Genomic DNA, 13,475 nt, shown 5'->3' with positions numbered 1-13,475 from the left:
AATCAAACAACGCTTATGACAAGACTCTCGCCACGGGCGGCGGCCAAAAAACCGCCCCAGGCCGCAGCCGGACAGATCCGCATCATCGGCGGCCAATGGCGCGGTCGCAAGCTTCCGGTGCCGAACAGCCCGGGGCTGCGCCCCACCACCGATCGGGTGCGTGAAACCCTGTTCAACTGGCTGGCGCCGGTGATTCAGGGCGCGCGCTGTCTGGACTGTTTCGCCGGCAGCGGCGCATTAGGGCTGGAAGCGCTGTCGCGCTACGCCGGCAGCGCCACGCTGCTGGAATTCGAACGGCCGGTGGCGCAGCAGCTGGAAAAAAATCTGGCGCTGCTGCAGGGCAAAGGGGTGGTTATCAACACCAACGCGCTGAGCTGGCTGGCGGGCGAGGGCCAACCGTTCGACGTGGTGTTCCTCGATCCGCCGTTTCGCAAAGGCCTGCTGTCGGAGACCGCCTTGCTGCTGGAGCAGCGAGGCTGGCTGGCCGACGAGGCCTGGATCTATGTAGAAGCCGAGGTGGAAAACGCCGCGGCGGACGTGCCTGCCAGTTGGCAGCTGCACCGGGAGAAGGTCGCCGGCCAGGTGGCTTATCGCCTTTATATTCGTTCGCAAGAGAAAACCGACCATGCTGATTAATCTGGGCCGCCTGCTGATGCTGTGCGTATGGGGCTTCCTGCTCTCTAACCTGTTCCACCCGTTTCCCAAGCCGCTGAAGTATTTCATCGACGTGGCGCTGTTCTTTATGGTGGTGATGCACGGCCTGCAGCTGGTGCTGTTGAAATCCACCCAGCCGAAGGATCAGCCAATCAGCTACTGGCAAGAAGCCAAGATCTTTATCTTTGGCGTGTTCGAGCTGTTGGCCTGGCAGAAGAAACAGCCACCCATCAAGAAAAAGTGACCGCTACGGCTGAACGGTGAAAGAAACGAAGCGCGTGCCCTGCATGTTCAACGTGCCCTGCGCGCCTTTTTCTATCGGGTTGTATTGCCACTGTTTCAGCCGCAGCTGGATATCTTCACCGCCCTGGTTCGGGCTGAACACCACCTCGTAATACATCGGCTCATTGACCAGCGGTTCGCGCTGCGGCGCACGGGTCTTGGCGACCGGGAAGCTGCGCTTGTCGCTCACCGTCACCTGCAGACTGCGCATCGGCGCACGATCGTTTTCCGCCTCCTGCTGGCGCTGTTTGAAATAGCGTTGCGTGGCCAGCACGGCAATCAACGCAATCACGGCGACAAAAAACAACGGTGGCTTGCTCATCGGTTTCCCATTTCCTTCACGGCCAAATCGGCGTAAACATAGCATTCTCAAGAAAGCATTGTCGATCGTCGGCAGGCTACCTACACTGAAATGAAGAAGTGACATTGGTGACAGTTTGGAGCCGGTTATTGCGGCTCCCTCATGCATAAGGAAGACATAAATGAGTTGGCCGTTCCTTGCCGTATTCTTTTCCGGTTGGCTGTTCGTCGACGCCTCTTACCGTGGCCCGCGCTGGCAGCGCTGGGTGTTCAAACCCGTCACGCTGCTGCTGCTGTTGCTGTTGGCCTGGCAGGCGCCGGTGCTCGGCGCAGCAGGTTATCTGATCGTGCTCGGCCTGCTGGCGACGCTGATCGGTGACGCGCTGCTCCTGCTGCCGCGCGAGCGGGTGCTGTACGCCATCGGCGCCTTTTTCCTGTCCCACCTGCTGTATACCCTGAGCTTCGCCAGCCAGATGACGTTCAGTCTGTTCTGGCCGCTGCCGCTGGCGCTGCTGGCGATCGGCGCGTTGCTGCTGGCCACCCTTTGGACCCGGCTGGAAGAGATGCGTTGGCCGATCGCCACCTACGTGGCGATGACGCTGCTAATGGTCTGGCTGGCGGGCGAGCAATATTTCCTGCGCAGTACCGATTTCGGCTTCTCGTTGCTGACCGGCACCTCGCTGCTGCTGCTGGCCAACGTGGTTTGGCTGCTCAACCGCTACCGTTTCACCTTCCGCGCGGCGGACGCCATCGTGGCCTTCTGTTACTTCTCCGGCCACTTCCTGATCGTGCGTTCGCTCTACCTGTAACTCTCTGCCACGGGTTCGGTGCGCCGAACCCGTTTCTTCATTAAGCCAGCGCTTTCAACGTCAGGGCATCGTCGGCGCCCAGCTGATTGCGATACAGATCGCCGTCGCGCGAGAAGAAGGCCAGGGTGCTACCATCCGCCCGCAGCAGCGCGATGCCGTCCGGCGCCGGGCGCCAGCCCACGACTTCCGCCGCAAACACGCTTTGCAGACACCGTTGCCGATCCACCAGCTGATAGCCGTTGGTCTCGCTTTGCTCATTCGCCAGAAACTCGATTTGGCATTGGCGTTCGCTATCGGCCACCTGCCATTGCCCCGCCAGCGACTGCGCGGTCGGCAACGCCAGGCTGCCGGCCATGACCGCACTTGTCATCATCATGCCGCCCGCCGCCAAAGCGGTGCGCGTTAAAGTACCTTTCATACCGGGCTCCCGCATTACGCCCGGCCGAGACTGCGCCGGGCGTTCCGTTGCTGCGTTACACGATAAAGTCAGTGGCGACGTCTACCTGGCCGACGATTTTCACCAGGAAGTCCGGCGCCTGATGGCCACCAATGTTCACCGACAAATCGGTCACGTTGTTGGAAGCGTTGTAGTTGAGCAGCGCTTCGCCGGCCGCGCCGCTGAAGTGATCGACGAAGTGAATGAAATCGCTGCTCTGCGCTTCTTTATTGAAGAACGACAGGTCAATTTTGTCGATCCCCTTCTGGAAGTCGCGGATCCAGTCTGAAGCGCCCGGAGCGGAATCGCTGGCGGCAGAGAACACGAAGATGTCTTTGCCGGCACCGCCCCACAGCTCATCCGCCCCGCCGCCGCCGAACAGCACGTCGTTACCTGCGCCGCCTTTCAGCACGTTGTTGGCCGCGTTACCGACGATCACGTCGTTGCCGGAACCGCCGATAGCGTTCTCGATGGTCACCCCGGCGGCGATCGAGACGTTGCCCTTCAGGCCACCCACGTCGGAGAACGATTTCTCGTTCAGGTTGATGCGCTGGTTCGCGGTGTAACCGGAGAAATCGAAGGTATCGTTACCGCCCGCATCCCAGGCTGCAAAGATCACTTTCTGCGAGTTGCTGGTCGTGCTGAGGAAATCGCGACCGGTGTTGGAGTTAAAACCGTACACGGTGTCGCCGGTGCGGGTCGACAGATTGGCGCCATAGAGATGCTGAATGGCGGCAATGTCATCCAGCAGCGGAGCCGCGGCATAGTGGCCGCCGTTGTCGCCACCGGTGTTGGTTTCACTCCAGTAGCTCATCAGGCTGAACTGGCGGGTATCCTCCGCATAGGTGACGTCGCGATAGGTCGGGTTACCCTCACCGGCGTTGTAGTCGCCCGGGTGGCTCAGGCCCAACGCATGGCCAATCTCATGGGTGAACGTCTGACGACCGTAGTCTTCGGTCGCCGGATGCTTCACGTTGGATTGGTTGACGTTGTACCAGGTCTGGCCGCCCAGATCCTGGCCCTGCCAAATGGTGTTCGGCAGGAAGGCGTAGGCCTGGGTGCCGTAATCATAGTGGCCTGGGCGATCCTGGCTGTAGTTGCCGAAGGTGATGTTGGCCTTTTGACCGGCCGCCACTTCAGTGAAAGTGATATTGGCGACGTCGGCCCAGGACTGCAGCGACAGCTTAGCCTGCTGTTGCTGTTCCGCGCTGAACTTGCTCAGCCCGGTGTCGCCGGCGACGTTGGTGGAAGAGAACTTATAGTCCGGGAAGGAGAAGGTTAATTTAACCGGCTGGCCAAATACCTTGTAACCGTTCCAGGTTTGATTCTCGCGGGTAATAAACAGCCCAGCTTGCTCGTTAGAAAATGAATCCTTGCCATTAATCTGAATCCCGTTACCCCGCTCATGATAATGCAGCAGGTCGTCTACAGCATCGTAGCCGGTTGTTGCGGCTGCAAGGCTGGATTCAGTAATTTCAATTGCCTTTTTAGTAGATTGCATTGGTTCGATTCCACTCATTACCTGATTGATATCAATCAGACAGATAGACATAACCTCCCCGTAAGCCACGGTTAATGAACCTTAAGCTTGCTGGAAGGGGCTTATGCGCCGTTACCGGCAGTGTGTTAGGTAGAATTAATGCATATATATCAGCAAATAAGATCGCCATTAAAAATGGTAATCGATTCCAATTATAGGCAGGGCCGCAAAACTGCACATAAAATAATCAACCATTTATTATCGCAACGAAAGTTTGTTATGCTGCTTTTTAGGATTATTTACAAAACAAATGAAACTTGATGAGGATAAGTTGGCACCAAACTTCAATAGTAATGCGGCCTGCAGACTCAAGCGAATCATGCTGGCTTCGCACAGGGAAAAGGGTAAATTTTGCTAAAGCGTTATAGATTAATAACTCTTTATTATTAGGTCGCGCGATTTTTTAGTTTCTATAGGAATATTATTTTCTTATTTAAACTAACGGAGGCGAGCCTTTTCATCCCAATAGAGGATAAGAAAAGCCGATAGATTAAAATTCGCATTATTCATTATTGAATGAATACCCCTTTATAGGCCCGAACGCCGTTAGCAATAATTCTCATCCGGCGCTTGACTCTGGAGTTGACTCCAGGGTGTAGAGTCAGCTGAGCAAACCCGTTTAACAGCCCGAAGGGGGACGTTATGCACAATCAGCAAAACCATAATCATCAGGAACATCACCACGCCGAAGGCGGATGCGGCTGCAACCACAGCCACAGCAAAACTCAACATGGCTGCAGCAGCGAGCCGAAAAACGCCGCCGCACAGGCCGAACACGCCCACCACCATCACGATCATGGCGATAGCGGCAGCTGCACCGCCGCACCCGACGATCCGGACGAGGAAAGCGACAGGCTGGCCGCCGCTCCCCCTTCCGGTAGCCAACGTTTCAGCTGGAAAGTCACCGGCATGGACTGCCCCAGCTGCGCCAAGAAAATCGAAAATGCCGTCATTTCACTCCCCGGCGTCGACAGCGTGCGCGTGCTGTTCGCCACCGAAAAACTGGTGGTCGACGCACAGTCCGACATCAGCCTGCGGATCCAGGACGCGGTCGCCCAAGCCGGCTTTACCCTGCTCGGCACCCAGACCGCCAAAGCCCCCGCGCCGAAAACCTCACGCTTCGGCGAATTCGCACCGCTGCTGCTGTTAACCACCCTGATGATCGTCAGCTGGGTGCTGGATCGGGTTAACCCGGAGCTGGGCCGCATCGCCTTTATCGCCACCACGCTGGTCGGATTGGCGCCGGTCGCCACCAAGGCGCTGCGTCTGATTCGTTCCGGCACGCCGTTCGCCATCGAAACGCTGATGAGCGTGGCGGCCATCGGCGCGCTGTTCATCGGCGCCACCGCCGAGGCGGCGATGGTGCTGCTGCTGTTTATGGTCGGTGAGCTGCTGGAATCCTACGCCGCCAACCGCGCACGGCGCGGGGTGACGGCGCTGATGGAGCTGGTGCCGGAAGATGCGCTGCTGCTGCAAGGTGCGGAGCGCAAACGCGTGCCGGTCGCCAGCCTGCGTCCGGGCGATGTGATTGAAATCGCGCCCGGCGGGCGCCTGCCGGCCGACGCCGAGCTGCTCAATCCGTTCGCCAGCTTCGACGAAAGCGCCCTGACCGGCGAGTCGGTGCCGGTCGAGCGCCAACAGGGTGAGAAAGTGGCCGCCGGCAGCCTGTCCGTCGATCAGGCGGCGCAGATGAAGGTGATCTCCGAGCCCGGCAAAAACGCCATCGACCGCATTTTGCAGCTGATTGAAGAGGCCGAAGAGCGCCGCGCGCCGATCGAACGCTTCCTCGATCGGTTCAGCCGTTATTACACCCCGGCCATTATGCTGCTGGCCGTCGCGGTGATCCTGCTGCCGCCGCTGCTGTTCTCGCAGCCGTGGGATACCTGGATCTATCGCGGCCTGACGCTGCTGCTGATCGGTTGCCCATGCGCATTGGTGATCTCGACTCCGGCGGCCATTACATCCGGGCTGGCAGCCGCCACGCGGCGCGGCGCGCTGATTAAAGGCGGTGCGGCGCTGGAACAGCTGGGCCAGATACAAACCATCGCCTTCGATAAAACCGGTACCCTGACCGAAGGCAAGCCGACGGTGACCGACGTGCTGCCGATCGGCGCGCGCACCGAACAGCGGCTGCTGCAGCTTGCCGCCGCGGTGGAAGCCGGTTCACATCACCCGCTGGCGCAGGCGATCATCAACCGCGCCGCCGAAAGCGGGACTGAGCTGCCGCTGGCGCAGGCGCGCCGCGCGCTGGCCGGCGTCGGCGTGGAAGGGATCGTGGACGGCAAGACCGTGCTGATCAGCGCGCCGGGCAAGCTGGCACCGGGCCAGCTCGACGCTCAATGGCAGAGCCAGGTAGACAAGCTGGAAAACGCCGGCAAAACGGCGGTGGTGGTGCTGGAAGACGGCGCGCCCATCGGCTTGCTGGCGCTGCGCGATACGCTGCGCGGCGACGCCAAACAGGCGATAGCCGAACTGAACGCGCTGGGTATTCGCGGCGTGATGCTGACCGGCGACAACCCGCGCGCCGCCGCGGCGATCGCCGGCGAGCTGGGCCTCGACTATCGTGCCGGCCTGCTGCCGGAAGATAAGGTCAGCGCGGTCACCGAACTGAGCGAACTGCGCCCGACGGCGATGATCGGCGACGGCATCAACGACGCCCCGGCGATGAAGGCCTCCAGCATCGGCATCGCCATGGGCAGCGGCACCGACGTGGCATTGGAAACCGCCGACGCCGCCCTAACCCACAACCGGCTGGTAGGCGTCGCGGAGATGATCCGCATCTCGCGCGCCACCCACGCCAATATCCGGCAGAACATCACCATCGCATTGGGGCTGAAGGGGGTCTTCCTGATCACCAGCCTGCTGGGGCTGACCGGTTTGTGGCTGGCGGTGCTGGCCGATTCCGGCGCCACCGCGCTGGTCACCGCCAACGCGCTGCGGCTGTTGAAAAAGCGCAGCTAAGTTCGGAAAGCAATACGGGCGCGGCATAGCGCGCCCGTTGTCATTTCGGGGAAAGGGACTTTTCCTTCATCAACACGACCGTGTCGCCGTTATACACCTTTACGCAGCAGATAACGGTATGGCGCCTGCTCGGTCTCCTGCGCCACCAGCGTATGCTCCATAAAGCGGCAGAACCCCGGAATATCGCGGGTGGTGGCTGGATCGTCGGCGATAATCAGCAGCGTTTCGCCGTTGTCCATATGGCGCACGGTTTTACGCACCATCATTACCGGTTCCGGGCAACGCAGGCCCAGCGCGTCGAGCGTCTGGTCTGCCTGGGCAAATAAGTCAGTCATGCAATTTTTCTCGTTCAAAAACGATCGGCGAACGCTCGCCGCATCTCATTAGCGCCTAGTTTACGCCGGTAGTTTTTCTGCGCAAGATGCGTTAACGTTTGCGTTAAATTTAACCATTGCATTGGTTGCGCAAACGCGTATCATGCCGCCGCGCAGCGTTTTTTGCTGTTTTGACAAGACACACTGGGTTCCCTCACCCCACTGCTAAAAAGGCTACAATATGTATTCGTTTACCGCACAGCAGCGCTTCACGGCGTTGGTCTGGCTTTCGCTGTTTCATATCGCCATCATTACCTCCAGCAACTACCTGGTGCAGCTGCCGATCACCGTTTTCGGCTTCCATACCACCTGGGGCGCCTTTACCTTCCCGTTTATCTTCCTCGCAACCGATCTGACCGTGCGCATTTTCGGCGCGCCGCTGGCGCGGCGGATTATCCTGGCGGTGATGGTGCCGGCGCTGTTCATCTCTTACGTGATCTCCACCGTCACCTATCAGGGAGAATGGCAGGGCTTCGCGGCGCTGGGCAGTTTTAACCTGTTCGTGGCGCGCATTGCCGTGGCCAGCTTTATGGCCTACGTACTCGGCCAGATCCTCGACGTTCACGTCTTTAACCGCCTGCGCCAGCGCAGCGCCTGGTGGGTGGCGCCGGCGGCGGCGATGTTCTTCGGCAACATCAGCGATACGCTGGCGTTCTTCTTCATCGCCTTCTACAAGAGCAGCGATCCCTTCATGGCCAATAACTGGGTGGAGATCGCGCTGGTGGATTACAGTTTCAAGGTGATGATCTGCCTACTGTTCTTCCTGCCGATGTACGGCGTGTTGCTGAACATGCTGCTCAAACGCATCGCAGCGCGCAGCGGCAGCCTGCAGCCGAGCTGAGTCGTGTTATTCTGGGCGGCCCTATCCTTTGGAGGCCGCTCATGACCCCAATCGTCCGCACCGCCACGCTCGAAGAAATCCACCGCCTTTACCAACGCATCCCCGAATTCGGCGGCCTGCATAGCCTGGCCGATCTGCAGCGGCGTATCGGTGCCGCCCCCGCCAGCCTGTTGATCGCCGAGATAGGCGGGCAGCCGGCCGGTTTCAAACTCGGTTATCAACGGCAGGAAACGGTGTTTTACAGCTGGCTGGGTGGCGTGCTGCCGACATGCCGTCGCCACGGCGTGGCGCAGGCCTTGTTGGCCGAACAGGAACGCTGGGCGCGGGCGCAGGGCTATCGCCAACTGACGGTCAAAACCCGTAACCGGTTCCGCGCCATGCTGACGATGCTGCTCGCCCATCACTATCAGATTGTTCAGCTGGAAAAGATAGGCGAAGTGGCTGATTATCGGCTATTACTGGAAAAAAACTTGTGACAACATCTGCCTTGCATTTCAACCTGGAATAGGTTGCGATACGACAGTGAATCCCTACCGGAAAGGAAGAAGGAAGCCCGATGCGTAAAGTAGCGAAATTGATGGGTATCAGCCTGCTGGCGCTTGGCCTCGCGGCCTGCGACGGCAACACCAAAGACACCAAGGCAGCGCCAGACGGCGCAGCGGCCAGCGCGCCGGCTGGGCAGCAGGTCAGCCTGCTGGACGGTAAACTGGCGTTCACCCTGCCGGTTGGCATGGCGGATCAGAGCGGCAAGCTGGGCAACCAGGCCAACAACATGCATGTTTACGCAGACAGCACCGGCCAGCGCGCGGTGATCGTCATCCTGGGCGACAAGACCGCCGACAGCCTGGAGACCCTGGCCAAGCGCCTGGAGAATACCCAGCGCGCGCGTGACGCCAACCTGCAGGTGATCACCAACAAAGCGCTCGACGTCAACGGCGTGCCGCTGCGTCAGTTGGACAGCATCATCACCAGCGGCGGTGAAAAAGCTTATTCCTCCGTCCTGATCGGTTCGCTGAACAACAACATGCTGACCATTCAGGTGACGCTGCCGGCGGACAATCAGCAGCAGGCGCAGACCGAAGCCGAAGGCATCATCTCCACCCTGAAGCTGAAGCAGTAATCCCACAGAGGGCCGGCTTGCCGGCCCTTTCGTTTTTACGTCAGCGCCTGCGCCAGCAAGGTGATCGGATGTTCGCAGCGCTTGCTGGTGGACATTTCTATCTGCCATTTGCAGGTTTCGCAGTCGGTCACCACCAGATCCACCCCGCTCTCTTCGATCTGCCGGAACAGCGGCGCGCCGATACCTTGCGAAGTGGCGTAGTTCTCCGATTTAAACCCGTAGGTGCCGGCGATGCCGCAGCACTGCGAATCCAGCACCACCAGCTCCAGCCCCGGTATCTGCCGCAGCAGCTCCAGGGTGTAGGCGGTCCAGCCCATTTTCTCCATATGGCAAGGCGTGTGATAAGCCACCCGCAGCGGCGTGTGCTGCAGCGGCAGGCTGCGTCCCTGATTGATCAGGCGATAGAGATAGCGTGTCGCCAACTCCACCCGATCGCGCACCGGGGTAGTGTCCACGTCCAGCAGATGCGGGTATTCGTCGCGCAGGGTGAAGGTGCAGCTCGATGAGGTCGCCACCACCGGAATGCCGCGTTCCAGCACCGCTTCATGCAGCGATTCGGCGTTGACCCTGGCCTGCTTTTTGGCCTGCTCGATAAACCCGTTGGCGATCAGCGGCACGCCGCAGCATTTCTCGCGTTTCAGCAGCTGCACGCCGATATCCAGCGCGTTGAACACCCGGATCAAATCCTTGCCCAGCTGCGGATGGTTATAGTTGACGAAGCAGCCGTGGAAAAACGCCACCTGCTCGGCATAACGCTGCTGAGCCTGCACCTGTTGCCGGTACCAGCGGCGGAAGGTGCCGAACGAGTATTTCGGCAGTTCGCGACGGTGATCGATCTTCAGCGCCTTGTCCAACAGCTTGCGCACCGGTTTCAGCCCGGTAGCGGCGTTGACGATCGGCGCGAACGGCGTCGACAGCGAGCCCATGATGTCGGTGTGGCTGAGGATGGCATCGCGCAGCGTCGGCTTGTTCTGGGCGAAGTCGGCGCGGGCGCGTTGAATGATATCGCCGATTTTGACGTCGGACGGGCAGGCCACTTCACAACGTTTGCAGTTGGTGCAGTATTTCAGCGCTTCGTCGTACAACGCCGGATCTTTCAGCCGCAGCCGCTCGCCGTCCGGCCCCGCCTGTTTCGGCCCCGGATAGAGCGGGTTCACTTTGGCGACCGGGCAGTAGGTGGTGCAGACGGTGCATTTGATGCAGCTTTCAAAGCTGTGGTCCTGATGCAGGCTCATGCGTTTTCCTCCGCGGCGATCTGCTGCGCGACGTGCAGCGCACCGATCAATGACACGCCGGCGCCGCAGCCTTGCTGCAGCGGATCGTAGCCGCCGGCGACCGCGCCGATGGCATACAGATTGTCGAACGGCATTCCCTGTTTCATCGCCCGCAGCCTGCCGTCGGTGCGCACGCCAAACTGCAGATAAGGCTGCGGTGCAAACAGCTCGCGCCGGCTCCAGTCGGCGCGATCCGCGCGGCTGTGTACGTCCAGCTTGAAGATTGGCTCGCGCACCCCGTCGAAATTCGCCACCAGCCCGTTGCTGAAGAAGCTGCCGCTGGCCAGCACCACCTGCTGCGCCCGCAGCGGAATATCGCCGTGGTTGCGGGTATACAGGCCGGTGACGCGGCCGGCTTCACACTCGGCGCGCAGCACGCTGTCGCCAGGCATGAAAACGCCGCCCAGCTGTTGGAAACGCCGCCGCAGCGCCTGATGCAAGCGCATGCCGGGCACCGAAGGCGGCAGCGTCGGCAGCAGCCGGATCGGCTTGCCGACCGCATCCTGCAACACCGCCAGCGACGCATCGTCCTCCAGGCCCAGACAGGCAGGCAGGAAGAGCGCCTCGGCTTCCCCCGCCAGCCGCCGCAGCTCTTCGGCCATCGGCGGCAGGCTTTCCATCAAATCCAGTACCCGGGCGATGTTTACCGCGCGGAACTCGCTGGGGTTATTGCGCAATCGGTCCAGCGCCGGCATGTGCAGATAGGCCACCTCCGTCTCTACGCCGAGCTCGCGGCTCAGGGAGTCGGCGGCCATCTGCGGCTGGAAGTCGAGGAATCCTTCGATGCCGATCACCGCGATGCGCCGCCACGGCAGTTGGCCGGTCAGCGGCAGCGTCGGGATCGCCTGCGGGCTGAGCCAGGTGGCACGGCGTGTGCCGAGCGGCGTAATACGCAGATGGTTATTGGCTCCCTCGCCCTGCAGGTTCAGCCCGCAGCGCTCCAGCAGCCGCTGCGCGGCGGCGGACAGCGCCGCCACCCGGCCGGGCCCGATCAGGGCATACGGATGCTGCGGCGCCTGCTGCGCCAGCTGCGGTAACGCCGCCAGCGGCATCTCGACCGGCGTGCCGTCCGGCAATCTCGCCAGCAGATCGAGCGAGCCGGAGGAGAAGTAGAGCGCGCTCTGGCCAGAACTGACCACCGCGCAGCGCTTGCCCTGTTCGGCTACGGCAATGGCGCAGCTCAGGCCCGCCAGGCCGCCGCCAATCACCACTACGTCAAATCGCATCATCCGCCTCCTGCTCTTTGTCGACCTGGGCCTCAAGCCCGCATAACCCCTGGTAAACCCAGCTGGTAAATTCGCTCTCGCGCAGCGCGTCGCCCCAGGCGATCGGCCGTACGCCTTTCCACCGTTCGTTGAGGAACTGCGACAGCTGCGCGATGGATTGCTGCGGCGTGCTGACGTTAAAGCGCGTCAGCAGCCCAGCGGCGCGGCAGGCGCAGAGTTCGCCCTGGCAGGTGCCCATGCCGACGCGGGTGCGGCGGCGCAGATCCACCAGGTTATTGACGGTCAGCGAGTTGACCGCATAGCGCACTTCCCCGGCGGTCACCGCCTCGCATTCGCACACCAGGCTGGTGTCGAGCCGATCGGCCGCCGGCACCTGGCTGGCGCGATCGCCGTGGCGGTAAATTGCTGAGCCGCGAATACTGGCGGGCAGTGAAACCACGCTGCGCACCGTTTCCTCCGCCGACTGTCGGGATCCGGGCAACGCGTCTTGCGCGGTGGTGCACGGGCGGTTTACGCCGAGCTTGTCGCACACCTTGTCGGTGGCCCACTCTGCCATCAGGCGGTAGGTCATCAGCTTGCCGCCGGTGATGGTGATAAACCCTTCCAGCCCGTCGCGAGCGGCGTGATCGAGCAGCACGATGCCGCGGCTGACGTTGCGCCCGCTGGGATCGTCGTCGCTGGCCACCAGCGGCCGTACCCCGGCGTAGGCGCGCAGAATGCGGGTCTGCGCCAGGATGGGCGCCAACAGCGCCCCCTCGCGGATCAGAATGTCCACCTCCTGCGGGGTCACCAGCATGTTGTCAATTTGGTCGTAGTCGATATGGGTCGAGGTGGTGCCGATCAACGAGATGGTGTCGCCCGGCACCAGGATGTCGGCGTCTGCCGGTTTGCGGCAGCGGTTGATCACCATGTTGTTGATGCGGTGGCCGAGGATCAGCAGCGCCCCTTTGGCCGGGAACATGCGGATGCGCAAGTCGGCGTATTCGGCGATCTGCTGGCCCCAGATGCCGGCGGCGTTGACCACCACCGGCGCATGCAGCTCATAACGCCGCTGATTCTGATGGTCGTAAACGCGCACGCCCGTCACCCGATCGCCGCTGCGCAACAATCCCACCACCTGGTGGTAGGTCAGGATCTGCGCGCCGTGTTCGCGCGCGTCCAACATGTTGGCGGCGGTCAGCCGGAAAGGATCGACGGTGCCGTCCGGCACGCGCACCGCGCCGATCAGCGCCGGGTTAGCCGCCGGCTCCAGCCGCAGCGCCAGCTGCGGGTCGATCGCCTCGGCGTCGATGTCGGCCTGGCGACAGGCGGCGATAAACTGTTGCTGATAGTCCAGCGAGTCCTGCGGCAGGGTGATGAACAGCCCATTGGTGCGCTCGATACAGTGATGAGCGATACGTTTCAGGATGCGGTTTTCTTCGATGCACTCGCGCGCCGACTCGCCGTCGGTCACCGCATAGCGCGCACCGCTGTGCAATAAACCGTGGTTGCGGCCGGTGGCGCCGGTGGCGATGTCGTGGCGCTCCAGCAAAATGCAACGCAAGCCGCGCCGCGCACAGTCGCGGGCAATGCCTGCGCCGGTGGCGCCGCCGCCGATGATGATCACATCCGTTTCGCCGCCGTCAAAATAGCTGCTCATGTCGCTCCCTCAGGATCGG

14 protein-coding genes are annotated in these 13,475 nt (G+C 61.4%); 7 read left to right on the top strand and 7 right to left on the bottom strand.

The annotated features are described in order from the left end of the window. Positions 1–15: 15 nt before the first annotated feature. Both rsmD and ACYF6X_RS00935 read left to right on the top strand, forming a co-directional pair. The gene (gene rsmD / locus ACYF6X_RS00940; protein ID WP_063989060.1) at positions 16–636 is read left to right on the top strand and encodes a 16S rRNA (guanine(966)-N(2))-methyltransferase; all 621 of its coding nucleotides are present in this window, start codon (positions 16–18) and stop codon (positions 634–636) included. Beyond that, complete coding sequence (locus tag ACYF6X_RS00935) at positions 626–898, top strand: DUF1145 family protein (RefSeq protein ID WP_004934327.1); 273 nt, start codon at positions 626–628, stop codon at positions 896–898. The genes rsmD and ACYF6X_RS00935 overlap by 11 nt, the downstream gene beginning before the upstream one ends. Positions 899–901: 3 nt before the next feature. On the opposite strand, the gene ACYF6X_RS00930 is transcribed toward ACYF6X_RS00935, so the two are convergent. Beyond that, on the bottom strand, positions 902–1,258 hold the full coding sequence (locus tag ACYF6X_RS00930; protein WP_130017529.1) for a DUF2500 domain-containing protein: 357 nt from the start codon (positions 1,256–1,258) through the stop codon (positions 902–904). A gap of 160 nt (positions 1,259–1,418) precedes the next feature. Here ACYF6X_RS00930 and ACYF6X_RS00925 point away from each other — a divergent pair, with 160 nt between their 5' ends. Further along, positions 1,419–2,045: a lysoplasmalogenase gene (locus tag ACYF6X_RS00925; RefSeq protein ID WP_063989062.1), complete on the top strand. Its 627-nt coding sequence runs from the start codon at positions 1,419–1,421 to the stop codon at positions 2,043–2,045. A 40-nt stretch (positions 2,046–2,085) separates the two neighbouring features. Here ACYF6X_RS00925 and ACYF6X_RS00920 read toward each other — a convergent pair whose 3' ends face one another. Further along, positions 2,086–2,463, bottom strand: a complete 378-nt coding sequence (locus ACYF6X_RS00920) for an AprI/Inh family metalloprotease inhibitor (RefSeq protein ID WP_063989063.1) — start codon at positions 2,461–2,463, stop codon at positions 2,086–2,088. Between the two features lie 55 nt (positions 2,464–2,518). After that, a complete protein-coding gene (locus ACYF6X_RS00915) occupies positions 2,519–3,982 on the bottom strand; it encodes a serralysin family metalloprotease (protein WP_130017530.1) in 1,464 nt (487 codons plus the stop codon). A 681-nt stretch (positions 3,983–4,663) separates the two neighbouring features. On the opposite strand from ACYF6X_RS00915, the gene ACYF6X_RS00910 reads away from it, so the two are divergent. Next, positions 4,664–6,982 carry a zinc/cadmium/mercury/lead-transporting ATPase gene (locus ACYF6X_RS00910; protein WP_130017531.1) on the top strand — a complete coding sequence of 773 codons (2,319 nt, stop codon included), beginning with the start codon at positions 4,664–4,666 and terminating at the stop codon, positions 6,980–6,982. Between the two features lie 89 nt (positions 6,983–7,071). Here ACYF6X_RS00910 and tusA read toward each other — a convergent pair whose 3' ends face one another. After that, the gene (gene tusA / locus ACYF6X_RS00905; protein ID WP_025304890.1) at positions 7,072–7,317 is read right to left on the bottom strand and encodes a sulfurtransferase TusA; all 246 of its coding nucleotides are present in this window, start codon (positions 7,315–7,317) and stop codon (positions 7,072–7,074) included. 220 nt (positions 7,318–7,537) lie between these two features. On the opposite strand from tusA, the gene ACYF6X_RS00900 reads away from it, so the two are divergent. From ACYF6X_RS00900 to ACYF6X_RS00890, 3 genes are all read left to right on the top strand, one after another. Next, the gene (locus tag ACYF6X_RS00900; RefSeq protein WP_060424186.1) at positions 7,538–8,197 is read left to right on the top strand and encodes a 7-cyano-7-deazaguanine/7-aminomethyl-7-deazaguanine transporter; all 660 of its coding nucleotides are present in this window, start codon (positions 7,538–7,540) and stop codon (positions 8,195–8,197) included. Between the two features lie 41 nt (positions 8,198–8,238). Continuing rightward, a complete protein-coding gene (locus tag ACYF6X_RS00895; RefSeq protein ID WP_063989066.1) occupies positions 8,239–8,673 on the top strand; it encodes a GNAT family N-acetyltransferase in 435 nt (144 codons plus the stop codon). Between the two features lie 80 nt (positions 8,674–8,753). Further along, entirely contained in the window at positions 8,754–9,317 is a 564-nt protein-coding gene (locus tag ACYF6X_RS00890; protein WP_025304887.1) for a DcrB family lipoprotein, read from the top strand. 35 nt (positions 9,318–9,352) lie between these two features. Here ACYF6X_RS00890 and glpC read toward each other — a convergent pair whose 3' ends face one another. From glpC to glpA, 3 genes are read right to left on the bottom strand one after another with little or no spacing between them, the layout of a single operon-like run. Continuing rightward, the gene (gene glpC / locus ACYF6X_RS00885) at positions 9,353–10,552 is read right to left on the bottom strand and encodes an anaerobic glycerol-3-phosphate dehydrogenase subunit GlpC (protein WP_063989067.1); all 1,200 of its coding nucleotides are present in this window, start codon (positions 10,550–10,552) and stop codon (positions 9,353–9,355) included. Continuing rightward, positions 10,549–11,817 carry a glycerol-3-phosphate dehydrogenase subunit GlpB gene (gene glpB, locus ACYF6X_RS00880; RefSeq protein ID WP_107227493.1) on the bottom strand — a complete coding sequence of 423 codons (1,269 nt, stop codon included), beginning with the start codon at positions 11,815–11,817 and terminating at the stop codon, positions 10,549–10,551. Before glpB ends, glpC begins: the two co-directional genes overlap by 4 nt. Continuing rightward, positions 11,807–13,456: an anaerobic glycerol-3-phosphate dehydrogenase subunit A gene (gene glpA, locus ACYF6X_RS00875; RefSeq protein ID WP_130017532.1), complete on the bottom strand. Its 1,650-nt coding sequence runs from the start codon at positions 13,454–13,456 to the stop codon at positions 11,807–11,809. Before glpA ends, glpB begins: the two co-directional genes overlap by 11 nt. Positions 13,457–13,475: the final 19 nt, after the last annotated feature.

This window comes from Serratia sp. ID 25-353 (assembly GCF_054792795.1).
The sequence above is the reverse complement of the archived record's forward strand: the minus strand, read 5'-3'. Positions and strand labels throughout refer to the sequence as shown.

Coding starts and splice junctions, on each gene's coding strand:
- rsmD (WP_063989060.1), top strand. CDS start 16: ATGACAAGACTCTCGCCACGGGCGGCGGCCAAAAAACCGCCCCAGGCC.
- ACYF6X_RS00935 (WP_004934327.1), top strand. CDS start 626: ATGCTGATTAATCTGGGCCGCCTGCTGATGCTGTGCGTATGGGGCTTC.
- ACYF6X_RS00930 (WP_130017529.1), bottom strand. CDS start 1,258: ATGAGCAAGCCACCGTTGTTTTTTGTCGCCGTGATTGCGTTGATTGCC.
- ACYF6X_RS00925 (WP_063989062.1), top strand. CDS start 1,419: ATGAGTTGGCCGTTCCTTGCCGTATTCTTTTCCGGTTGGCTGTTCGTC.
- ACYF6X_RS00920 (WP_063989063.1), bottom strand. CDS start 2,463: ATGAAAGGTACTTTAACGCGCACCGCTTTGGCGGCGGGCGGCATGATG.
- ACYF6X_RS00915 (WP_130017530.1), bottom strand. CDS start 3,982: ATGCAATCTACTAAAAAGGCAATTGAAATTACTGAATCCAGCCTTGCA.
- ACYF6X_RS00910 (WP_130017531.1), top strand. CDS start 4,664: ATGCACAATCAGCAAAACCATAATCATCAGGAACATCACCACGCCGAA.
- tusA (WP_025304890.1), bottom strand. CDS start 7,317: ATGACTGACTTATTTGCCCAGGCAGACCAGACGCTCGACGCGCTGGGC.
- ACYF6X_RS00900 (WP_060424186.1), top strand. CDS start 7,538: ATGTATTCGTTTACCGCACAGCAGCGCTTCACGGCGTTGGTCTGGCTT.
- ACYF6X_RS00895 (WP_063989066.1), top strand. CDS start 8,239: ATGACCCCAATCGTCCGCACCGCCACGCTCGAAGAAATCCACCGCCTT.
- ACYF6X_RS00890 (WP_025304887.1), top strand. CDS start 8,754: ATGCGTAAAGTAGCGAAATTGATGGGTATCAGCCTGCTGGCGCTTGGC.
- glpC (WP_063989067.1), bottom strand. CDS start 10,552: ATGAGCCTGCATCAGGACCACAGCTTTGAAAGCTGCATCAAATGCACC.
- glpB (WP_107227493.1), bottom strand. CDS start 11,817: ATGCGATTTGACGTAGTGGTGATTGGCGGCGGCCTGGCGGGCCTGAGC.
- glpA (WP_130017532.1), bottom strand. CDS start 13,456: ATGAGCAGCTATTTTGACGGCGGCGAAACGGATGTGATCATCATCGGC.